The sequence below is a fragment of the Arthrobacter sp. PAMC25284 genome, assembly GCF_019443425.1.
GTDB lineage: Bacteria > Actinomycetota > Actinomycetes > Actinomycetales > Micrococcaceae > Arthrobacter > Arthrobacter oryzae_A.
Genome location: NZ_CP080382.1, coordinates 1359847 through 1381828, shown reverse-complemented (window position 1 = coordinate 1381828; position 21982 = coordinate 1359847). Strand labels below are relative to the sequence as shown.

15 protein-coding genes and 2 pseudogenes are annotated in these 21982 nt (G+C 68.0%); 4 read left to right on the top strand and 13 right to left on the bottom strand.

Annotated features, from left to right (window positions below; translation table 11 throughout):
* Positions 1-164 precede the first annotated feature (164 nt).
* The 3 genes and pseudogenes from KY499_RS06500 to nirB form a co-directional block, all read right to left on the bottom strand.
* A complete protein-coding gene (locus KY499_RS06500) occupies positions 165-1358 on the bottom strand; it encodes a uroporphyrinogen-III synthase (RefSeq protein WP_375141137.1) in 1194 nt (397 codons plus the stop codon).
* A gap of 17 nt (positions 1359-1375) precedes the next feature.
* A complete protein-coding gene (gene cobA / locus KY499_RS06495; RefSeq protein WP_219886562.1) occupies positions 1376-2410 on the bottom strand; it encodes a uroporphyrinogen-III C-methyltransferase in 1035 nt (344 codons plus the stop codon).
* Positions 2411-2412: 2 nt separating this feature from the next.
* Positions 2413-5092 (bottom strand): annotated as a pseudogene (gene nirB, locus KY499_RS06490) (nitrite reductase large subunit NirB).
* Between the two features lie 248 nt (positions 5093-5340).
* Between nirB and nirD the strand changes: the two are divergent.
* A pseudogene (gene nirD / locus KY499_RS06485) lies at positions 5341-5707 on the top strand (nitrite reductase small subunit NirD).
* 84 nt (positions 5708-5791) lie between these two features.
* Here nirD and KY499_RS06480 read toward each other — a convergent pair.
* The gene (locus KY499_RS06480; RefSeq protein ID WP_219886561.1) at positions 5792-7531 is read right to left on the bottom strand and encodes a phospho-sugar mutase; all 1740 of its coding nucleotides are present in this window, start codon (positions 7529-7531) and stop codon (positions 5792-5794) included.
* Between the two features lie 158 nt (positions 7532-7689).
* Between KY499_RS06480 and KY499_RS06475 the strand changes: the two genes are divergently transcribed.
* On the top strand, positions 7690-8166 hold the full coding sequence (locus tag KY499_RS06475; RefSeq protein WP_258191070.1) for an Rrf2 family transcriptional regulator: 477 nt from the start codon (positions 7690-7692) through the stop codon (positions 8164-8166).
* 2 nt (positions 8167-8168) lie between these two features.
* Here KY499_RS06475 and KY499_RS06470 read toward each other — a convergent pair whose 3' ends face one another.
* Entirely contained in the window at positions 8169-8987 is an 819-nt protein-coding gene (locus KY499_RS06470; protein WP_219886560.1) for a purine-nucleoside phosphorylase, read from the bottom strand.
* Positions 8988-9129: 142 nt separating this feature from the next.
* On the opposite strand from KY499_RS06470, the gene KY499_RS06465 reads away from it, so the two are divergent.
* Both KY499_RS06465 and KY499_RS06460 read left to right on the top strand, forming a co-directional pair.
* Positions 9130-10545 carry an NAD(P)H-quinone dehydrogenase gene (locus tag KY499_RS06465; RefSeq protein ID WP_123255286.1) on the top strand — a complete coding sequence of 472 codons (1416 nt, stop codon included), beginning with the start codon at positions 9130-9132 and terminating at the stop codon, positions 10543-10545.
* 114 nt (positions 10546-10659) lie between these two features.
* Positions 10660-11193, top strand: coding sequence for a flavodoxin domain-containing protein (locus tag KY499_RS06460; protein ID WP_219886559.1), 534 nt, complete (start codon positions 10660-10662; stop codon positions 11191-11193).
* 142 nt (positions 11194-11335) lie between these two features.
* Here the strand turns inward: KY499_RS06460 and KY499_RS06455 are convergent, their stop codons facing one another.
* The 8 genes from KY499_RS06455 to KY499_RS06420 form a co-directional block, all read right to left on the bottom strand.
* On the bottom strand, positions 11336-12334 hold the full coding sequence (locus tag KY499_RS06455) for an NYN domain-containing protein (protein ID WP_123255278.1): 999 nt from the start codon (positions 12332-12334) through the stop codon (positions 11336-11338).
* 110 nt (positions 12335-12444) lie between these two features.
* Positions 12445-12915: a hypothetical protein gene (locus KY499_RS06450; protein WP_123255279.1), complete on the bottom strand. Its 471-nt coding sequence runs from the start codon at positions 12913-12915 to the stop codon at positions 12445-12447.
* Positions 12916-13085: 170 nt separating this feature from the next.
* On the bottom strand, positions 13086-13775 hold the full coding sequence (locus KY499_RS06445) for a hypothetical protein (protein ID WP_219886558.1): 690 nt from the start codon (positions 13773-13775) through the stop codon (positions 13086-13088).
* Between the two features lie 10 nt (positions 13776-13785).
* Positions 13786-15039, bottom strand: a complete 1254-nt coding sequence (locus KY499_RS06440; RefSeq protein ID WP_219886557.1) for a HupE/UreJ family protein — start codon at positions 15037-15039, stop codon at positions 13786-13788.
* A 3-nt stretch (positions 15040-15042) separates the two neighbouring features.
* Complete coding sequence (locus KY499_RS06435; RefSeq protein ID WP_219886556.1) at positions 15043-16116, bottom strand: YHYH protein; 1074 nt, start codon at positions 16114-16116, stop codon at positions 15043-15045.
* Positions 16117-16570: 454 nt separating this feature from the next.
* A complete protein-coding gene (locus tag KY499_RS06430; RefSeq protein WP_219886555.1) occupies positions 16571-18172 on the bottom strand; it encodes an FAD-dependent oxidoreductase in 1602 nt (533 codons plus the stop codon).
* Positions 18169-20424, bottom strand: coding sequence for a molybdopterin oxidoreductase family protein (locus KY499_RS06425; protein WP_219886552.1), 2256 nt, complete (start codon positions 20422-20424; stop codon positions 18169-18171). The genes KY499_RS06430 and KY499_RS06425 overlap by 4 nt, the downstream gene beginning before the upstream one ends.
* A gap of 1 nt (position 20425) precedes the next feature.
* Positions 20426-21826: an MFS transporter gene (locus KY499_RS06420; protein ID WP_219886550.1), complete on the bottom strand. Its 1401-nt coding sequence runs from the start codon at positions 21824-21826 to the stop codon at positions 20426-20428.
* Positions 21827-21982 lie beyond the last annotated feature (156 nt).

Here is a 21982-nt window from a genome sequence, read left to right as displayed (position 1 = left end):
TGGCCCCTTCAGAAGTGGGGCCGGCGATGTTGGCCCCGAATGCTTGACGGACCCAGCGTAGGCGTCGGTTTTTTCCGGGAGGTTTCCGCCCGGTTGCAGTATGCCTACCGTTTGTTCGCCAGTGTTTACCCGCCGGTAACAAGGGGCGTGGGCTGGGGGCCGGATCAGGTCCGGATCCGGTAGCCCCGCTTCACTACGGTCTCGATCAGGCGGCCGTCCGGCAGTGCGGATCTTAGCCGGCTGACCGTCATGTCCAGGGCATGCACAGAGCCGCGCAGTTCCAGCAGGTCGGCGAGGGATTCCCGGCTCAGGACGGCACCGCCGGCACCCAGCAGGGCACGCAGGAGCAGCAGCGGCGCGGGCGCCAGCTCCACGACCTCGCCGTCGATCCGGAGCGAACGGCCCCGGAGCTCCAGGCTGCCGTGCACCGTGTCCAGCCGGCGGACGTGGTTCAGGGCGAGGTGCTCGCAGACCAGCCGGATCAGCGCTCCCATCCGGTACCGCTCAGGGATCAGCGGGTGCAAACCGACGTCGAGCAGCGGCTGGGCGGTGACAGGGCCGACGACGGCGGTCGTCACCGTGGTTTTCAGGCACTCCACCAGCTGCCGGTACATCCCCATCTCGTGCGCGGTGCTCCACAGCGCATCGACGGCGGGGGCACTCGTGAAGGTCAGCACGTCAAGGTTGCCGCTGCAGACTGCCTCGATCAGCCGCGGCAGCCGGTCCTCGCCGTCGGGCTTTACCCAGCGGTAGGGCGTAACCGTCAGGACCGTGGCGCCGGACATCCGCAGCCGCTCCAGCTGGCGCACATCGGTGTAACCGTGCAGCTGGACCGCAACTGTCTTTCCGCGCACTCCCTCGGCGAGGAGCATATCCACCAGGGTGGCGGTGGTTTCGTCGCTGCTGATGCCGACGTCGGCCAGCCCTGCCGCGCGGACCGCGCCGCGGGCCTTGGGTCCGCGGACGAACATGCGGCAGGCCCCAAGCGTCTCCAGCAGTTGTTCGCCGATCCCGAAGGTGTCCGCGGCCTCGCACCAGCGGCGCATGCCGTAGGCGGTCGTAGCGATGCAGAGGTCCGGTCTGGCGTCGATGATGGCCCGGGTGTCCTCGATCAGGCGCAGGTCCTCCTGCACGGGGGCGATCTTCAGCGCCGGGGCGTGCAGCACTTCCGCGCCGCGCCGTTCGAGGGCCTCGATCAGGTCCTGGGACCGCCGGTCCGAGGTGACCCCGATCCGGAATCCCTCCAACGGCTGGTCCGCCCTCGCCGCGGTGTCCCCTTCCGGCAGAGAGCCGTCCGGCTGGAGCTCGTCCGGCTGGCGGGCGTTCAGGGGCGGGGATGGCGGTGCGATCGCGTTCACTGCACTCATGATGGTCCTCACGCCTCCATCAGGGAGGCGGCCAGACGGTCCAGGTCCGCCGCGGCCCCGGCCGTGCCGCGGTTGGTTTCGGCCACTTTCACGACGTCGCCTATCACCAGAACGGCCGGGTTGGAGCAGCCGGCGGCGGCGGTGGCGATGGTGCCAAGATCGGCGATGGTGGTGCGCTGGCCGGGACGGTAGCCGCGTTCGACGACGGCCATCGGCATATCAGCGCGCATGCCGGCGCGGCGGAGACCGGCCGCCAGCTGGTGCAGGGTGCCAATACCCATCAGGACCACGATCGTCCCGCCGAGTCCGGCAAGGTGGGTGTGTTCCTTCTCCGTCAGCGGGGCGTGGCCGGAAACCACGGTGAACATATGGCTGACCTCGCGGTGCGTGACCGGGATCCCGGCCGCGGCCGGGACGGAGATGGCACTCGTGACCCCGGAGATCACGCGGACCGGAACGCCGGCCGCCACGCAGGAGGCAACTTCCTCACCGCCGCGGCCGAAGACGTACGGATCGCCGCCTTTGAGCCGGACCACGTTGTTGCCCGCGAGGGCGCTCTCGACCATGAGCTTCTCGATGTCGGACTGGCTGACCTTGTGGTGGCCGGGCTTCTTGCCCACGTCGACGAGCTCCGCCGAGGTCAGGGCGGGCAATTCCTGGCAGGGCGCAAGCCGGTCGTAGAAGACGACGTCGGCGTCCCGCAGCGCCGCCACCGCGGCGACGGTCAGCAGCTCGGCGCTGCCGGGGCCGCCGCCCACGAGCGTGATGTGGCCGGCCGGACCCGCAGCGGGTTCGGCCGAGACAAGGATTCCGACGGTGCGGCACCGGTCCAGCAGGGCCTCCCAGCCGGGCTGGCCGTCGTCGACGGCGGCCACCAGGAACGGCCGTTCCGGCAGCGGACCATCCTGGCCGGCGCCCTGGGGAGTGCTCAGCCGTGAGACGACAGCTCCGGCCGCCTCGAAGCGGCGGACGGCCTGGCGGGCGGCGGAATCCGAACCCGTGACGAGGACTTCGCGGCCGCTGAGATCGATGCTGAGCTGCATGGTTAGACCTTGCTTTCCGTGGCGGGGGCGGGTTCGGGTGCATCGACGGGCCGGACCGGGATGGTCGTGGCGATAAGCGTGGAGCTCTTTTCCTCGGCCGTGGCCGGGCGCATCTGGCCACGCTCGTCGGAGACGAAGGTGATCGAGTCGTCTTTCTGGTCCGGGGCGTTGACGAAGGAGCGGAACCGGCGCAGCCGCTCCGGATCCTTCAGCGTGTCGGCCCACTCATCGACGTAAGTGTCCACGTGCCTGGCCATGGCTGCCTCGAGTTCCTCGGCGATGCCCAGGGTGTCCTTCACCACCACGTCCTCGACGTGCGTGATGCCGCCGTCGAGCTCTTCCTGCCAGCGCGCAGTGCGCTGCAGCCGGTCCGCCGTGCGGATGTAGTACATAAAGTACCGGTCGATGTATTTGATCAGTGTTTCGTCGTCCAGGTCCTTGGCCAGCAGCTCGGCGTGGGCCGGAGTGGCGCCGCCGTTGCCGCCGACGTAGAGGTTCCAGCCGTCCGCGGTGGCGATGACGCCGACGTCCTTGCCCCGCGCCTCGGCGCATTCACGGGCGCAGCCGGAGACTCCCATTTTGAGTTTGTGCGGGCTGCGCAGGCCGCGGTAGCGCAGTTCCAGTGCGATGGCCATGGCCACCGCGTCCTGGACACCGAAGCGGCACCAGGTGGATCCGACGCAGGACTTCACGGTGCGCAGGCTCTTGCCGTAGGCCTGGCCGGACTCGAAGCCGGCATCCACCAGTTCCTTCCAGATTTCCGGGAGCTGCTCGAGCCGGGCGCCGAACATGTCGATGCGCTGGCCGCCGGTGATTTTGGTATACAGGCTGTACTTTTCCGCCACGGCGGCGATCACGCCGAGCTTCTTCGGGGTGATCTCGCCGCCGGCAATGCGCGGGACCACCGAGTACGTGCCGTCCTTCTGCATGTTGGCGAGAGCGCGGTCGTTGGTGTCCTGCAGGGTGCCGCGGCCGGCGTCGAGGACGTAGGCGCTGTTCTGGCTGGCGAGGATGTTCGCAATGGTCGGCTTGCAGATATCGCAGCCCGCGCCAGTGCCGTACTTGGCCATGATCTCTTCGAACGAGGTCAGTCCCAGGACACGGATGGCGTCGAAGAGATCCTGGCGGGACAGCTCGATGTGTTCGCAGAGCGCCTTCGAGACTTCGACGCCGGACTTGGTCAGTTCGGTTTCCAGCAGCTTCTTGAGCATCGGCACACACGAACCGCACTGCGTACCGGCCCGGGTGCAGCCCTTGAGCTCGCCGAGTTCCTGGACCGGGGCGTTGCCCTCGCACGCGCCGCAGCCGTTGATGGCGTCGCGGATGCTGCCGGCGCTGACGTTGTTGCAGGAGCAAAGGGTTGCGTCGTCCGGAAGTTCCGTCTCCGGGGCGTCCCCGCCGCCGGCGGCGGTGAGGTAGGCGCCCGGCTCGGCGGCCAGTTCGCGGCCCAGCATGGGCCGCAGGGACGTGTACGGGGTCGCATCGCCGACGAAGATGCCGCCGAGGAGGGTCTTGGCGTCGTCGGTGGTGACGATCTTCTGGTAGACGCCGCGGGCGGGGTCGGCATAGACGATTTCGAGGGCGTGTTCGGTCCGGGCGAAGGCATCACCGAAGCTGGCGACGTCGACGCCGGAAAGCTTGAGCTTGGTGGCGGTGTCGAAGCCGGGGAACGTGGCCTCGCCGCCGTGCAGCCGGTCCGCGACGATTTCGGCCATGGTGTTGGCCGGGGCGACGAGGCCCCAGGCACATGCCGCCGAAGTTCGCGACCTCTCCGATCGCCCAAATGCCGGGGATCTCAGTTTCGCAGCCGTCTGAGATGACAACTCCGCCGCGGGGGCCGAGCTGGAAGAGCTGCTCGGCACCCTCGGGAGCCCGGAACAGTTCGTCGCGGGGCCGGACGCCGACGGCGACGACCACGAGGTCGGCGTCGATGGTGCGGCCGTCCGCCATCAGGACACCGGTGACCTGGCCGTCGTCGTCGGAAAGGACCTCGGAGGGGAACACCCCGCCGTGCACGGTGAATCCCTTGGCCTCAATCAGGCGGCCGAGGGCTTGGCCCGCGCCCTCGTCCAGCTGGGTGTTCATAAGCCAGGGGGAGCCGTTGATGACGATCGGGGTGGCGCCTAGCTGCTCAGTGCCGGCGGCGGATTCGAGGCCCAGAAGACCGCCGCCGATGGTGACAGCCCTGACCTTGCGGCCCAGCCTGGCGGTCAGCTCCGTAATCGCCTGGTTGATGGCCCAGACGTCCTCCAGGGTGCGGTAAACGTGCGTCAGTTCAGCGCCGGGGATGGGCAGGCGGGCGGCGTCCGAGCCTGTTGCGACGACGAGTTCGTCGTAGGGGTAGACGCTTCCGGCCGCGGTCCGGACCGTCTTGCCGGCGGTGTCGATGCTGGTGACGCGCTCTCCGGTTTTCAGGTCAAGGGCGGCGTGGTCCCACATCGAGGTGTTGCCAAGGGTGAGGTCCACGGTGCTGTCCGTGAGGGCCTTGCTCAGCGCGACGCGGTCGTAGGGGAGGTGGGCTTCCTCGGTGAGGACGGTGACATTCCAGCCGTCAAGGCCGCGGGCGTGCATCGCATCGGCGAACCGGTGGGCCGCGGGGCCGCCTCCGGCGACGACGATACGGCGCGGAGTTGAGGGGAGCTCTGCGCCCTGGTTCAGGGGGCTTGAAGTCTGTCCGGTCACGGTGGGCCTTTCGGGTGGGCCGCAGACGGTGCTCTGCAGCTTGGTCCATCCAGACTAGGCAAGGGCAGTTTCGCTTCAGTTTCCCTTATGTTTCGTGGTCTTAACTTCTGCATCACGAACACGTTTCCGGCCGTGTGAACTCTCTTTTACACGGTGGACACATTCACTGCACGCCGTTGTTACACCGCCGTCCTAGCGTGGGTATGTGGCCGCAGCAGCGGTTGATGCAGTAATTGAGAGGGGCCAGGATGACCACCGTACTGACGCTTGAGGAACAGACCACCGGACTCGGGGCGGGCTGGCACCGGGTGTGCGCCGTGGCCGATCTGGAGCCGGGCTGGGGTGAAGCGGCGCTGATTTTCGGCCAACAGGTCGCGCTGATCCGCACTGTCGGCGGGGACGTCTTCGCGGTCGCTCAGGAGGACCCGGCCACCGGTGCCCACGTGATGGCCCGCGGCATCGTCGGCTCCCGCGGGGGCCCGGCAGACGCTCGCCTCCCCCTTGCACAAAGAGGTCTACGACCTCCGCACGGGAGAGTGCCTCGGCAACTCCGGCCTCCGCCTCGCCACGTATGGCACCCGGATTGTGGATGGCCAGATCGAGGTGGAGCTGTAGGGGCCGCGCCCGGAGTCCGAACGGCCGGGCTCAGGGCACCTAAAGTCCGGGCGCGTAGAGTCCGAGCACCTAGAGTCCGGGCGCCTAGAGTCCGAGCGCCTCGCGGACGTCCGCGAGGACGGCATCGAGCGCCGCGCGGGCCTGCAGGCGTGCCTCCGGGAGTTCCGCGGCGGAGTCGACGCTCCGGATTACCTCCAGGTAGCACTTCAATTTCGGTTCCGTCCCGCTGGGGCGGATGATGACCCGGCTGAGGTCCCTGGTCAGGTAGAGCAGGCCCTCGGTCGGCGGGAGGTGTTCGCTGCCTTCGGCGAGGTCGGTGACGGCGTCGACGGCGGAGCCGCCGAACGATTCCGGCGGGCTGACCCGCAGCCGGTTCATCATGGCGTCCAGCAGTCCGAGGTCCGCCACCCGGATGCTGAGCTGGTCACTCGCGTGCAGCCCGTGCACGAGGTAGAGCTCGTCCAGGGTGTCGAAGACCGTCTTTCCGTCCGCTTTGGCAGCGGCAGCCAGTTCGGCAATGAGCACGGCCGCGGAGATCCCGTCCTTGTCCCGGACGAGCTCCGGCGCGACACAGTAGCCCAGGGCTTCCTCGTAGCCGTAGCGCAGCCCGGGGACGCGGGCGATCCATTTGAACCCGGTCAGGGTTTCCTCGTGGGTGTAGCCGGCCGACGTCGCGATCCGCGCGAGCAGCCGTGAGGACACGATCGAGTTTGCGAAGACCCCTGTCGGGTCCTCGCCGGCGGCGTCGAGCCGTGCGGCGACGTGCGCCCCCAGCAGCGCTCCGACTTCGTCGCCGCGCAGCATGCGCCAAAGACCGGTGTCCGGGTCCTTTGCCGCGACGGCGGCCCGATCGGCGTCGGGGTCGTTGGCGATCACGAGGTCAGCGTCCAGACCGCCGGCGAGTTCGAGGGCCAGATCCAACGCGCCGGGTTCCTCGGGGTTCGGGAAGCTCACGGTGGGGAAGTCAGGGTCCGGTTCGGACTGCTCGCTGACGACCGTGACGTCGGCGAAGCCGGCGGCGTTCAGCACCGATACCGCGGTTTCGCCGCCGACGCCGTGCATCGGTGTCAAAACAATTTTCAGGGCCCGGGCGGGGAAGTGCGCCGGTGCCGCGAGCCCGGCGACGGCGGCCCGGTAGTCCGCCGCAACTGACTCGTCCAGGACGGTCCAGCCGTTTGCGGCGAGCGGGATGGAGGCGGTGGCGCCGACGGCATCGATCCTGGCCGCGATGAGGGCGTCGTAGGGTGCCACGATCTGGGCGCCGCGGCCGCTGTCCTCGACGGCGTGCCGGCCCAGGTAGACCTTATAGCCGTTGTCCTGCGGCGGGTTGTGGCTGGCCGTGACCATCACGCCGCCGTCGCAGTTGAGCGCCCGGACGGCGTAGGCAAGCAGTGGGGTCGGCAGCGCGGACGGCATCAGGAAGGTCTCAACACCGGCGGCGGTGAGGATCGCGGCGGTTTCTTCGGCGAAGATATCGGAGTTGTAGCGGGCGTCATAGCCGACGACGGCGCGCGGCCGGGTGCCCGGGGAGGCATTGCCCACCGTCTCGGTCAGGAACGCGGTGAAGCCGGCGGCGGCGCGGCGCACCACCACCCGGTTCATCCGGTTGGGGCCTGGACCCAGTGCGGCGCGCAACCCGGCGGTGCCGAACTGCAGCGTGCCGCGGAAGCTGTCCGCGAGTTCCTGGCCGGCTGCGGCGGCTCCGTCCTCCGTCTGCCGGATCAGCTCCGTGAGGGCTGTCGCGGTGGCAGGGTCCGGATCCTGGCCGGCCCAGGTGCGGGCATCGGCGAGCAAGCGGCTGAAATCGGCATCCGTTGACGTCATGGGAACAAAACTAGCCGCAATTGGGCCGTTGTCCCCACTCGACAAGCTGAAGCCGGATACCAGATCCATCACGCCAGAGCGTGAAACGGGCCGGCGCAGGCTCGGCGGCGGGGCCCTTGACCCCCTTTTTCCGGACACGTAATGTCAGGCAAGTGAAGATGGGGCGTGGTGTGGAATGGGCCCTCCACAGTTGCGTGAACATGGCCTGGACCCCGGCCGGCGACGCGGTCAACAGTGCCCGGCTGGCGGCGTACTACCAGCTCCCGGCCGAATACCTGAAGAAACAACTCCAAGCGCTCGTCCGCGCCGGGATTCTGACCTCTGTCTCAGGCCCGGGTGGTGGTTTCCACCTCGCCCGCCGACCGGAAAACATCACGGTCCTGGACATCGTCCTGGCTCTGGAGGGCCCGGAGCCCGCGTTCCGCTGCGAGGCGATCCTGGGCAGTGTCCCGGAACCGGAAGCACAGGAGAACTTCGCCCGGACGTGCCTGATTTCGCAGACCATGCGCCAGGCCGAACTGGCGTGGCGGCAGGCGCTGGCACGCCAGACGATCGCCGGGATCGCCGACTCGATAGAGCGGCGGTTCCCGGCGGTCAAGGCCAAGGCCCTGCATTTCCTGGCCGCGGAGGACTAGCGTCAGAGCTTGGCGATAATCTCCGCGAGCAGCGCCGAGATCCGCGGCCCGGCAGCCTGGCCGGCTTCGAGGACTTCGCCGTGGCTCAACGGCACCGGGCTGATGCCGGCAGCAAGGTTGGTCACGAGGGAGATGCCGAAGACCTCCATGCCCGCATGGCGGCCGGCAATGGCCTCGAGCGCGGTGGACATGCCCACCAGTTCGGCGCCGATCCGCTTCGCGTACTGCACCTCGGCCGGCGTCTCGTAGTGCGGGCCGGTGAACTGCGCGTAAACGCCCTCGTCCAGGGTCGGATCCACCTCGCGGGCGAGGCCGCGGATCCGGGAGGAATAGAGGTCCGTCAGGTCCACGAAAGTGGCACCCTCGAGCGGTGAGGTGGCCGTGAGGTTGATGTGGTCGCTGATGAGGACCGGGGTGCCGGGCGTCCAGTTCTCGTTCAGGCCGCCGCAGCCGTTGGTCAGGACGAGGGTCTTGCAGCCGGCGGCCGCGGCGGTGCGGACCCCGTGGACCACGGCGCGGACGCCCTTGCCCTCGTAGTAATGGGTGCGGGCACCCAGGACCAGGGCGCGTTTGCCGTCCTTGGTCAGTACCGAGCGGATCGTGCCTACGTGGCCTTCCACGGCCGGCGCCGAGAAGCCCGGGATTTCTGCGGCGGACAGGGTGGCAGTGGTCTCGCCGATCAGGTCGGCGGCGTCACCCCAGCCCGAGCCGAGCACAAGCGCGACGTCGTGGGCATCCACGCCCGTCTCTTCGGCGATGTAGGCCGCGGCGTTGCGGGCGGCATCAAAGGGATCTGTGTTCAGGAATTCTGTTGTACTCACCGGTACAAGCTATCGCGTGTCTCCGCCGCTGCCCAGCAGACGCCGCCGGCCGACGCTTCCGGCACGCTGATCCGGACGCTGCAGGCATATGCCGGGCGGACCCGTTGGTGGGGCCGGTCCGGATGGGGGACAATGGCTGATTGTGACTATGCATCCCGATTTCAGCTCACCCCGCATCGCAATCCTCGGCGGAGGGCCCGGCGGCTACGAAGCCGCCATGGTCGCCGCCTCACTGGGGGCCCAGGTCACCGTCATTGAACGGGCCGGCCTTGGCGGCTCGGCGGTGCTGACTGACGTAGTGCCGTCCAAGACCCTGATCGCGACGGCGGATCTGATGACCCGAGTCAGCGAGGCGGGGGAGCTGGGCGTCAAGTTCGACGTCGACGGCGGCGACTGCCTGCCGACGATGCGCGCGGACCTTAAGCACATCAACAACCGGCTGCTGGGCCTGGCCCGGAACCAGTCCGAGGACATCCGCAAGGGCCTGGAGAACCAGAACGTGCGGATCATGATCGGGTCCGGCCGGATGCTGGACAACCACACGATCGAAGTCCAGACCGCCGGGGGCACCGAAACCATTGAGGCCGACGCGATCCTGCTCGCCGTCGGCGCGCACCCGCGCGAGCTGCCCACCGCCCGGCCGGATGGCGAGCGGATCCTGAACTGGACCCAGATCTACAACATGGACGAGCTTCCGGAGGACCTCATCGTGGTCGGCTCCGGCGTCACCGGCGCCGAATTCGCCTCCGCCTACAACGGCCTGGGCTCCAAGGTAACCCTGATTTCCAGCCGTGACCGCGTGCTGCCCGGGTCCGACACCGACGCCGCTGAGGTCCTTGAAGGCGTCTTCGAACGCCGCGGGCTCACGGTGCTCTCCCGCTCACGCGCCGAATCGGTAGAACGCACCGAGGACGGCGTTGTGGCCACCCTCGGTGACGGCTCCACCGTCACCGGCAGCCACTGCCTGGTCTGTGTCGGGTCCATCCCGAACACCGACGGGCTGGGACTGGAGGAAGCCGGCGTCGCGGTCACCGAGAGCGGTCACATCAAAGTCGATGGCGTCTCCCGCACCACTGCCCCAAACATCTACGCGGCCGGCGACTGCACCGGCATCCTGGCGTTGGCTTCCGTAGCTGCAATGCAGGGCAGGATCGCGGTGGCGCACTTCCTGGGCGACGCCGTGATGCCGCTGAAGTTGCACCAGGTGGCGTCCAACATTTTCACCTCGCCCGAAATCGCCAACGTGGGCGTCTCCGAGGCGGAGATCGATTCCGGTAAGTACCAGGCCGACGTTGTGAAGCTGCCGCTGCGCAGCAACGCCCGCGCCAAGATGCGAAACCACCGCGACGGCTTCGTCAAAATCTTCGCCCGCAAGGGCTCCGGCACCGTGATCGGCGGCGTGGTTGTGGGGCCAAACGCCTCCGAGCTGATCTTCCCGATCGCCCTCGCCGTGACCCAGAAACTGCACGTCGACGACGTCGCCAGCACCTTTACGGTGTACCCGTCGCTGAGCGGGTCCATCTCCGAAGCGGCCCGGCGCCTGCACGTGAGGATGTAGCCCCGGGGCTTGGCTCCTCGTGCCTGGCTTCCTGCGCTGCCGCCGGGCGGGACGGGCGTGCCGGGGGACTTTGTCCTCTACAGCCGTCTGCCGTGTGGCGGCCAGACTGGGGGCATGGCCACGGTCTATGTCCCGTACGGGACGGTCGAAGGACAAACAGCAAAAATCGCCGAGTATATTGCCGGGGTGATCCGCAGTCACGGACATGAGGCAACGACCGCTGACATTAAGTCGGCCGGAGACGGCCTTCCCGACGGTGTGGATGCCGTCATCGTCGGGGCGTCTGTCCATATCGGCAAACACGAAAGCCAGGTCCGGGACTTCGTGCGGACCAACCGTGAGGCCCTCCAGCGCCTGCCGTCCGCGCTGTTCTCGGTCAGCCTCGCCGCCGCCCACGGCGGGGAGCAGGAGGCGGAACGCTATGTGGAGAAATTCGAGGCGGCGACCGGGTGGCGTCCGGCCCGCGTTGGCTTGTTCGGCGGCGCACTGCTTTACACCCACTACGGGTTCGTGACGAAGCAGGTGATGAAGACGATCGCTAGCCGCGCGGGCACCGGGGACACGGACACCACGCGCGATTACGTCTATACCGAATGGGACGGCGTGAAGCATTTCACCGAGGACTTCCTGGAAGGCCTGGGATCCTGACTGCCATCACCCATCCGGTTACGATCGGGAGTCCGGAGTTCCTGGCTGACCCGCCTGGCTGTGGACCGCTCCGGGCGCGAACTTGAACCGATGCCGTTCTGGACACGGTGCCGGACGCTGCCCGTGCACCTGGGCTGAGCAGCTAGATGAGCTCGTCGAGCTTCTGCCAAAACGCTTCGCGCAGCGCGCGGCGGACCCCCTGGAGATCGGTCTTGTACTCGCCGATGCGCTGCGCGCAGTCCTTCAGCAGGACCCTGTCGATCTCGACCGGCAGGATGGGCCGGTCCGCCAGTAGATCGTTCAGATCCCCCTGGAACACGGTTCCGTACCAGCTCGCGGCGACACTTTCCCCGACGTCCCGGGCAACGTCCATCGCGGTGTCCTCGAAGTGCGGGGTGTGCCCCGATGACCCGCCGGAGCTGTAGACGATGTGGGCTTCGGCCGGGTGCGGCCGCGGCACCGCGGGATGGAACGGCTTGCGCGGCGGTCCCGGCTTGGCCGCCGGCGGCGCTGCCGGTTTCGGGACAGGACCGGCGAGGTCTGTCCCGGCGGGCGCTGCCGCATCCGTGGAGGGCCGCGGCGCCTCGGTCACCGACTTGGTGAAGCAGGCCTCGATGAGTTCCGCGGGAAGAGTGATGATGCTGTCCACCCGCAGGGCCAGATGCTCCGCCACGGACATCACGCCGAGCCGGTGCCCGGGGTTTTCAAGACCCACCAGCACCACTTTCATGCCGAGGTCCTGCGCCTCCTCGACGGCCTCCGCAAGGTCATCGTCGCCGGAGACCAGGTAGGCGATCGACGCCGCCCGGTTCCGGGCCACCCCGACCAGATCCAGTCCAAGCTTGAGGTCAACGCCCTTCTGCTCACCACTGAAAGAGATGCGGCCGAGCCGGACCTTCACGTCCGGCAGGAGGCCGATCTGTTTGTGCTGGTCCGTGAAGAGGGCGTCTTTAGAGGCGTCGTACCAGTAAACCCGCAGGGCGTTGAGCCCGGAGTGCTCGACGGTACGGTCCAGGATGCCCCGGATGAGCCGCTCGAAGTCCACCCGGAAGGCCGACCGCAGGGACGTCCCGGCAACCTGGGTACCTCCGACGGCCAGCAGGAATCCGGCGTCAACGAATATTGCACTCTGCGTGACCATGGGCTTGATGCTACCGTCCGGGTCCGTCCGCCGTGGATGTTTGGGACGGCCCGTGCGCGCCGAACGCCGGGCAGGTCGCGCACGGGCCGGGACAGATTACCGCGGATGAATCAGCGGACGTGGAAGCCCGCCTGGGTTACAGGCACGGTCTCATCCCGGCCACCACCGCAGTTGGCGGCTCCGGGACCGATCTGGGGGAGGGAGAAGTTCTGCGCACCTTCTGTGTCGAGGGTGAAGGCCACCATCTTGCCGTCGAGGATAACCCCGGCTGCGGTCTCGCCCTTGGTGATGGTTCCGCTGACTTCTGTCCGGCCGTCATGGAACTCCAGGCATGTCACCCGGGCCGTGAAATGGGATAGCCCCGACGGGCTTTGATGCGTGAAGGACAGCCGTCCGTCGGCCACACCGTCGCTGCCGAGTTTGCCTTCGACCGACAGCCTGCGCTGGTCCTCCGGCAGGGAACTCACGGCCGCCCCGTTGATGCGATGTGACGCGCTGGCGCTGGAGTCGATGGGGGGATTGCCGCCCGCGTCCGCGAACGCCGGACTCGGAGCGAGCAACGCCAGGGCGGCGATGCTCATGGGGGCAAGGATGGTTCGTAGGCGCACAGTGGTCTCCTATGAGGGATGGATGCCGGATGACCAGCCCCACCCTACGCACCCGTTGGTTCGGGGTTCTGTAATCCAGCACACTGAACTCTGATCCCCGTACCGCACCCTTACGCCGTTATTGTCCCGTTTTGGCGGTGGCTCTAGCTGCGGGCGTAGGGTGGCACCGTGTCGGCGGGGGTGAAGGACTCGAACCACTGCCCGACGCCGGGCGGGACAGTGCCGGCGCCGCCGTCGGCGTCGTCCGCGTACAGCCATTCGCTGTCCGCGTCTTCCAGCAGAACTTCCTCGACGGCGGCCCGCCAGTCGTCCGGAAGGTCCAGTTCGTAGATGTCTTCGGTGATTTGCGCCTGATCCAGCAGGGCGCGCACGGCGAGTTCGGCGGCGAGGCAGCCGGGGGCGGTCCAGCCCCGGACCAGCGACGCGGTGACGTCGGAGGCGACGACGATGAACTTCCGGGTGAACTTGACGTCGTAGTCGGCGGCGAACTGGGGTGGCAGCGAGAACAGGGCCGAGGACCCGGCAATGTTGGCAGGGGTGACGGTCTCCAGCTGGCCCAGAGTTTCAAGGTCGCGGAAGAGCTGGTCCAGCAGGACACTCGATGAGTTCCACAGCAACCCGGCGAGCAGGCGCGTTTGGCGCAGGGCTTTCTCGCGGTCCTCCGAAGCGGCGGCTGACATCTCCGCCAGATCCTCGGGATCAAACAGGAGCCGCTGCTCAGCGGTCATGTCATCCGGGTGCGGGTCGAGGCCCAGCAGTTCCAGGCTCAGCCCGGTAAGTTTTCCGGCGTCCGCCAGCAGTTCGTCGGTGATGTCCTCGTCGTCGGCGCTCATGGCCCCGATGCTACCTGCCATTCGGCGACCGGCCGATTCGGATGACGCGTTTGAGTCCGGGGAGTGGATTGATTCCATTCCTCTGACATTTACCTGATGTCGATGATTCGCCGGTGGGCAGCACGTCCCGTAGGCCGATCATCACGGGATGAGTCGCGTCACTGTCCAGAACAGGGCCCACGGCGCCAATCGCGACGCAGACGGCAAGCCGGACGAATTCGACCCGGCGCGGAAGGAGCCTCCCCAGCAGGGCATAGGAAGCCATAACGATGCCCACGACGGCGACCTGCGCGAGGTCGATCCCGAGGTTGAAGGTCAGGAGGGCGACGGCGTGGTCCGCCGTCGCCAGCCCGAGATCGGCGAGACTCGACGCAAAGCCCAGTCCGTGCACCAAGCCAACCACGCCCGCGATCCACCAGGGATGCGTTCCCAGTTTCGAACGCACCACGAGGGCGGCGACGCCGGCGATCGACAGCCCAATGGCAGGTTCGACAATCTGCGCAGGCACGGGAAGCAAGCTGAAATATGCCAGGCAGAGGCTCACTGCGTGGCCGACCGTGAAGGCTGTGACGAGCTTGACGACGCGCCATGCCGTGGCGCGGGTGATTTGCGTACCCACCACGCCGAGCGTCAGCACCACGAGGAAAAGCGTGTGGTCGAGCCCGAGCCGAATGTGTTCGACACCTTGCCGGAGGAAAGACGTTGCGGTGGCCCACGTGTCGAGCGTGAACGTGACCGTGCCGTCGTCGCTGAGTTGTCCTACGACCGCACTGTCTGCATCGGAAACCACCACCGTGTCACCCGGCGAGTTGAAGCCCCAGGAGAACGCCAGTTGCGACAACCCGCCGTCGAACGGTCCAGAGACGAAGGCGAGTCCGACGTCCGCCGATGCTGTGCCGGTGTCCTTTTCAGGAAAGGAGAGACCGGCCCCGACTATCGACATTTCGGTCCCGTTGACTACAAGCTCGACCCGTTCACGCGCGGTAGATACGAGGCCCGCGGAGACTGCAGACTGCTGCTCCTTGAACTCGGACTCGTCGAGCAGCCCGTCGCCTGAGGTGTCCTTGAACCCGAGGTCCGTGTACTCGACCAGCGCAGTGCCCACAATGCGGTTTTCCTCAACAGCAAGGGACAGTGCGTCGCTCGTTTCATCGTGGGCGTACGCAGCCGGCGCCGCCGCGAGGAGGATGCCTGTTGCGGCGAGTCCGAGCAACGCGGCGGCCCACCGGTGTGGCGCGGGCCGCCACAATACTTTATTTGCCACGGATCAGTTGTTGCCGGGCGCACCGCCCGCGGGCACGCCTCCGGCCGGGGGACCACCACCATCCCCTTCACCGGCGACGGTTTGACCGACCAGGCACTGGATCACCTGGTTTTTTGCGGCGGAGTTCGCGTGATAGTGGTAACCCTCGGCCTCGGTGGTGTGTCCGTTGCATTCGTCCAGTTGGACGTTCGCAAGTTCAGCTTCGCTGTACGGGCTGTGCACGGGGTAACCGTCCATGGCGTAGCCGAACATGGCGGTTTCGCCCTCGCTGGCCGTTCCGGTCTCGGAGCATCCCGTTGCCCCGTGCAGGTGGTAACCCTCGAACGGGTTGAAGTGGCCGCCGCAATCGTCGAATGATGCGATCGTGTAAGCCCCGAGGATGGCGTCGACCGGCGCCGAGGCGGCGATGATCACACCGTCCAGCGTGACGCCCTGGTTTCCCTGAGGTTCGCTCGGGGCCGCAGCGGCCACGGGGCTCGTCGGGATCAGGACGGTGGACGTGATGGGCTCACCGTTCTCCAGATAGTCCACGCTGCCTTCAATGCAGTAGTTCTGGTACGCCGGATCGACGTCGGGGCGCGCTGCGGCTTCGAAGGCTTCTGCAGTATCAGTCACGAAGACGTTGCCGTTTTCGTCGTACATCTGCCAACCGCTGTCGTTGTACTTCTCAGCAAGGTTCGCGATGAACTCCCCGTCGAGGTCGTAGACGCCTTCGCCGTCGAACCAGATACCGGCCTTGTCCGCGCCCGTGGTGATGGTTTCGGGGCAGAACGGTCCGACCTCATGGTCCGTGGGATAGCCGGAGATCGTGATCTCGTAGCAGGTTGTCTCGGCGCCTCCACTCAGCGTGCAGTCCACCGTGGACGGATCGCCAACAACTGCACCGGCCTTGAACAGCGTCAGGTCAACGCCGGTTGATGCCGCGGCGGATTGCGTGGCGGTCGCGGAGGCCTCGGTTGTCGTGGCGTCCGTGGTCGTACCGGGCGAGGAGCATGAAGAGGCGAAGAGGGCAACGACTGAAAGCAGGCCGGCAACCGCGGACGGGCGACGAAGTGCATGGGGAGGAGATGAAATCATGGATTCAAGGTAGCCATCGATGCTGTGATGAGGCTGTGTCGATGCTTTAGAAAGCACACAGCACTATAAGAACGGGAACCCCCGTCAGGCATCCTGACGGACGGGGGCTTCCCGCGCTGCGGGCAATCACCCTAATCAGCGAGCCCTGAGCGGTGCCGACCCTGTCGCAGGGACGATCACCATACTGAACTGCCTCGCGTCGCGAGACGGCACCCGCGGGCGAGCCTTCACCGTGGAGGAGATCTTCCGACCACATTTCCAGGCCCGCAACGTGGTGGGACTGCAGCGCCGGCAACCGAATTTTGGCGGGAAAGCCTTATCACTGCAACGGCTGGTCTGGCGTTACGCGTGCGGCCGGGCCACTTAGTCGCAGGGGAGGTTCCGGCAAACAGAAAGCCTGGACATGCTAATCGCGCTCAACTCGGACCTTCCCGCGTTGAGCGCACTTCACCCGTTAAGCGACGGCCCCTTGAAAGTGGGCCTCGATGATCCCCCTAATGTCCTCGTGGCAGCCGCCGCAGCCCGTGCCTGCGCGGGTGGCGCCCGAGACCTCGGACACGGTGCCGCACCCGTCAGCTGCAGCAGAGGCAATCGCGGTGCCGCTGACGCCGGCGCACCGGCACACGGTCCGTGCCGGGTCGGCCGCGCCGGCGGCTGCCACCTGGTCCGGGCCGTCGAGGCGCAGCAGGAGCGAACGGTCCGCCGGGAGTTCGGCGCCGCGTTCGAAGAGCTGCACGAGTTCGGCCGCGGTGCGGGGCATCCCCACCGCCACAAGCCCCTCCAGGACTCCGGCGCGGGTGATCATCTTGACGTAACGGCCATGCTCCGGATCGGCCCACTGGGCCACCTGCAGCCGGGCCCGTCCATTGACCGCCCCGGTGGCGAGCGCCTCTTCATCCCACGGCTCCGCGCCGTTGTCCCCGGCCACGGCCATGTTCATGCCGCGGGCCTTGAGGACTATAACGCCCGGCTGTTCCGGTGCCAGCGGCGGCAGCGCGTCGGCACCCGCAGCAGCATCCGCCGCAGCGTCCGACGACGGCCCGGCATCAGCTTTAGACTCCGCAGCCAGCAGCATCAAATACTCGGCCAGCCATTCGGCCTGCCGCCACCCCGGACCCACCAGCCCGGACGGTCCGCGCGCGGTGCGGCACTCGGCGCATTCCGGATCGGGGCAGCGGACCTCGGCGCAGTCGCCGATCGCGAAGATGTGCGGCTCATGGTGTGCCCGGAGCTTATGGTCCACCAGGATGCCGGTACCGGTGGAGAGTCCGCAGCCCTCGGCGAGTTCCGTCCGCGGGCGGACACCGCAGGAGAGCACCAGCAGGTCGCCGTCGATCGCGGACCCATCGTCCAGGAGCAGCGCTGAGAAGCCGCCGTCGGGGGCGTTGTGTTCGAGGCCGGTGGACCGGGCGTTCCCGGCCATCCGCACACCACAGTTGCGCAGGCTCGTGGCCAGCACGGCCCCGCCGCCGCGGTCGATGTTCCGGCCCAGCGGGTGCGGTCCGTTGTGCACCACAGTCACCGTGGCGCCTTCCTCGGCCGCGGCCAACGCCGTCTCCAGGCCCAGCACGCCGCCGCCGAGGACCACCACGCGCTTGCCGCCGGCGACAGCGCTCCGCAGCACCGCGGCATCGCGCAGATCCCGCAGGGCGGTCACGCCCGGGGGCAGCACCGGGGCCGCCGGATCCGGGTTCAGGCCTGTCAGGTTGGGGATCACCGGGCGGGAGCCGGTGGCGAAGACCAGCCGGTCGTAGCCGGGGGAGGTGCCGTCGGTGAGGATGAGCCGCTGGCGGGCGCGGTCCACGCGGCGGACGCGTACTCCCAGCCGGACGTCGACGCCGTCGGCGATCAGCGCGGCAGCGTCCGCCAGTGCCAGCGCCTCCTCCGTGGTGCGGCCGACGCCGAGGTCGGCCACGAGGACACGGTTGTAGGCCGCCTCGGGCTCCTCTCCGATGACCGTCAGCCGGGCCAGGCCCTTGCGTACGGCCGGCAGCAGTTCGTCAATCAGCCTCGCGGCGACGGGTCCGAAACCCACCACCACAATCCGCTCGCTCATGAGGACTCCTCTGCTTGAAGGACGGGAAAACCAGTGACACGTACGGCCGCGGCCGGGCGGATCCACACTGTGCTGAATTTGAACTCGGGCATCCCGGAGATGGGGTCCGTGGCCGCTTCGGTGAGACGGTTGGCGCTCTCCAGCTCGGGGAAGTGGAAGGGCAAGAACACTGTCTCCGGGCGGATGTCCGTGCTCAGGGCGGCCCGGCAGGCAACCTCGCCGCGCGCGTTCGAGATCAAGACGAGATCGCCGTCGGCGATGCCCTGGGCGGCGGCCGTTGCGGGATGGAGCTGCAGCCGGGCTTCCGGCTGGGCCTCGGCGAGGGCGGCCACCCGGCGGGTCTGCGCCCCGGACTGGTAGTGCTCCAGGAGCCGGCCGGTGATGAGCGTCATCGGTTTGCCGCCGCGGTTCCTGCGGGCCGGTTCTGCCGCCGGAGAAGAGGGAGAAGCCCGACGCCGGGGCGTCACGGCGGTGAACACCGCGCGGCCGTCCGCGTGGGCGAACGAGTCGAGGAACAGCCGGGGCGTGCCTTCGCTGCCGGCGGGGTAGGGCCAGTAGGCAGCGTCGCCGCGGTCCAGCATGGCGTAGTCGATCCCGGAGTAGTCGGCCAGGCCGCCGGCCGAGGCAAGGCGCAATTCCTCGAAGACGGTTTCCGGGTCCGCGCTGAAGGTCGACGGGGCATCCAGGGCCTCGGCCAGCCGGGCCATGATCCACAGCTCGCTGCGGACCCCGGGCGGGGGAGCGAGGGCGTGGCGGCGGCGGAGCACCCGTCCTTCGAGGTTGGTCAGTGTGCCTTCCTCTTCGGCCCACTGCGTTACCGGCAGGATCAGGTCTGCTTCGACGGCGGTCTCGGACAGGAAGAAATCGCACACCACGAGGAAGTCCAGGCTGCGCAGGCCTGCAATGACGGCGTTGGCGTCCGGGGCGGAGACCGCCACGTTGGCGCCGTGCACGAAAAGGCAGCGGACGCCGTCGGGCTGTCCCAGGGACTTCAGGAGCTCGACGGCGGGGACACCGGGGCCGGGGATGAGGGATTCGGGAACATCCCAGACCTTGGCCATGTGGGCGCGGGCCGCGGGATCGGTGATCTTGCGGTAGCCGGGGAGCTGGTCGGCCTTCTGGCCGTGTTCGCGGCCGCCCTGGCCGTTGCCCTGGCCGGTGAGGGTGCCGTAGCCGCTGCGCGCCGAGCCCGGCAGACCCAGCAGCAGGCTCAGGTTAATGGCGGCGGTGGCGGTGTCCGTGCCGTCCACGTGCTGTTCCACGCCGCGGCCGGTGAGGATGTAGCTGCCGCCCTTGGTGGCGCCGTCTGCCAGCCGCCGGGCGGTGTCCCGGATCAGCCCGGCGGGAACGCCGGTGAGGGACTGGACCCGTTCGGGCCAGTAGGAGGCGACGCTGCGGGCCAGGGAGTCGTAGCCGGTAGTGCGGGCCGCAATGTACCCCGCGTCGGCCAGGCCTTCGTGGATCACCACGTGGGAGAGGCCGAGAAGGAGCGCGAGGTCGGTGCCCGGCAGCGGCTGCAAGTGCAGGCCGCCGCCGTCGGACGTGAAGGCCGCGGTGGCGGAGCGGCGGGGATCCACCACAATCAGTCCGCCGGCGTCGCGGGCGCCCTGGAGGTGCTGAACGAAGGGCGGCATGGTCTCGGCGACGTTTGAGCCGAGCATCAGGATGGTGCTGGCGGCGTCGAGGTCCGCCAACGGGAACGGCAGTCCGCGGTCCAGGCCGAAGGCGCGCATGCCGGCCGCGGCCGCGGAGGACATGCAGAAGCGTCCGTTGTAGTCGATCCGTGAGGTGCCCAGGGCCAGCCGGGCGAATTTGCCCAGCTGGTAGGCCTTCTCATTGGTCAGTCCGCCGCCGCCGAATACGCCGACGGCGTCCGCCCCGTGCAGGGCACGGGTCTGCTTTACGGCGGAGGTGACAAACGCCAGGGCGTCGTCCCAGCTGATGGGCCGGTGGACGCCGTCCGGGCCCTTGAGCAGAGGTTCGATGACGCGGCCCGGGTGGTTCAACAGCGACGCCGACGTCCAGCCCTTGCGGCACAGGCCGCCGCGGTTGGTGGGGAAGTCCCGCCCGCTGACGTCCAGCAGCGGGGCCGCCGGCGTCAGCGTGTCCGCAGCGGGCACCTGTATTGCCGGTGCGGCCACCACGGGCTCTGACCCCGGCGTTTCAGCCGGGGTCAGAGCCTTCGGGGAGGTCAGCGTCATGGCGCACTGCAGGGCGCAGTAAGGGCAGTGCGTGGCGGCGCTGGGGCTCATGTTAGACGTGTCCGTTTCCGTTGCGGTTGGCGTTGCGGATGTAGCAGGCCCAGCAGACGACCAGCATCAGCACGTAGGCGCCGACGAAGCCGTAGAAGGCCGGGGTGTAGGAGCCGCTGGCGCTGTTGGAGGCGTTTAGCACCTGCGGGATGACGAAGCCGCCGTAGGCGCCGATGGCGGAGATGAGGCCGAGTGCCGAGGAGGCGAGGCGCTGGGTGGCCACCGTGCTGGCTCCGGAGCGTGCGGCGCGGCTGGAGGTGGCGAAGATGACCGGAATCATCCGGTAGGTGGCGCCGTTTCCGAAGCCGCTGGCGGTGAAGAGGAGCATGAACAGGAACAGGAAGAGCCAGAAGTTCTTCAGCGGCAGGGTCCAGACCATCGTCAGCGTGATGACGGCCATGGCGGCGAAGGCTGCCACCGTCATCCGGGCGCCGCCCCGGCGGTCCGCCAGGCGTCCGCCGTAGGGGCGGGCCAGGGAACCGACCAGCGGGCCGAGGAAGGCCAGCGAGAGTGCCACAGTGCCGACGCCGATCGAGGAGAACTCCGGAAAGTAGTCCTTGATGAGCTTGGGGAAGACCCCGGCGAAGCCGATGAACGAGCCGAAGGTGCCGATGTACAGCAGCGCCATGATCCACAGGTGCGGTTCTTTCAGGGCGGCGAGCGAACCGGCCACATCGCCCTTGGCGCTGGTGAGGTTGTCCATGTACTTGTAGGCACCGAATGCCGCCAGCAGGATCAGCGGCACCCAGATAAGCCCGGCGGCGGGCAGGTTCACGGTGCCGGCAGCCAGGAGCGTGATGGCGATCGGAACGGCGAGCTGCGCGACGGCGGCACCGAGGTTTCCGCCCGCTGCGTTCAGGCCCAGCGCCCAGCCCTTTTCCCGGGCCGGGTAGAAGAAGGTGATGTTGGCCATCGAGCTGGCGAAGTTGCCGCCGCCAAAGCCTGCGAGGGCCGCGACCAGCAGCATCACACCGAACGGGGTGGCCGGGTTGGAGACGCACAGGGCCAGTCCGATGGCGGGAATGAGCAGCAGCAGGGCCGAGACGATGGTCCAGTTGCGGCCGCCGAAGCGGGGGACCATAAAGGTGTAGGGGATCCGGAGGGTGGCTCCGACCAGGCTTGGCATGGAAATCAGCCAGAAGATTTCGGAGGTGGTGAACGTGAAGCCCGCTGCAGGCAGCTGGACAACCACGATGGACCACAGCTGCCAGACGACGAAGCCCAGGAACTCGGCGAAGATCGACCAGTTCAGGTTCCGGCGGGCGATGGGACGGCCCACCGACTCCCACTGGTCTTTGTTCTCGGCATCCCAGTTGGCGATCCAGCGGCCGGGCCGGTGCTCAAGGGTAAGGGTGTCGGCGGCGCGGGTGTCGCGGACGGGTGCGGTGCTTTCGGCAGTCACGGGGGAGACCTCCTTTGGGGTGTGGTCCTTCCACGGTAGGGATCTTGCGTTTCCGGAACCCTCGCGCTTTGTTAACGGGCTGTGACGTTTCCCTATCGGCGCCTATCCGGAGGCGTGAGGGTTCGGTGAGGTCAACTGTGAGGTCCATCACGTGAG

Coding starts and splice junctions, on each gene's coding strand:
- cobA (WP_219886562.1), bottom strand. CDS start 2,410: ATGCAGCTCAGCATCGATCTCAGCGGCCGCGAAGTCCTCGTCACGGGT.
- KY499_RS06430 (WP_219886555.1), bottom strand. CDS start 18,172: ATGAGCGAGCGGATTGTGGTGGTGGGTTTCGGACCCGTCGCCGCGAGG.
- KY499_RS06435 (WP_219886556.1), bottom strand. CDS start 16,116: ATGATTTCATCTCCTCCCCATGCACTTCGTCGCCCGTCCGCGGTTGCC.
- KY499_RS06455 (WP_123255278.1), bottom strand. CDS start 12,334: ATGGTCACGCAGAGTGCAATATTCGTTGACGCCGGATTCCTGCTGGCC.
- KY499_RS06460 (WP_219886559.1), top strand. CDS start 10,660: ATGGCCACGGTCTATGTCCCGTACGGGACGGTCGAAGGACAAACAGCA.
- KY499_RS06425 (WP_219886552.1), bottom strand. CDS start 20,424: ATGAGCCCCAGCGCCGCCACGCACTGCCCTTACTGCGCCCTGCAGTGC.
- KY499_RS06480 (WP_219886561.1), bottom strand. CDS start 7,531: ATGACGTCAACGGATGCCGATTTCAGCCGCTTGCTCGCCGATGCCCGC.
- KY499_RS06450 (WP_123255279.1), bottom strand. CDS start 12,915: ATGAGCATCGCCGCCCTGGCGTTGCTCGCTCCGAGTCCGGCGTTCGCG.
- KY499_RS06475 (WP_258191070.1), top strand. CDS start 7,690: ATGGGGCGTGGTGTGGAATGGGCCCTCCACAGTTGCGTGAACATGGCC.
- KY499_RS06445 (WP_219886558.1), bottom strand. CDS start 13,775: ATGAGCGCCGACGACGAGGACATCACCGACGAACTGCTGGCGGACGCC.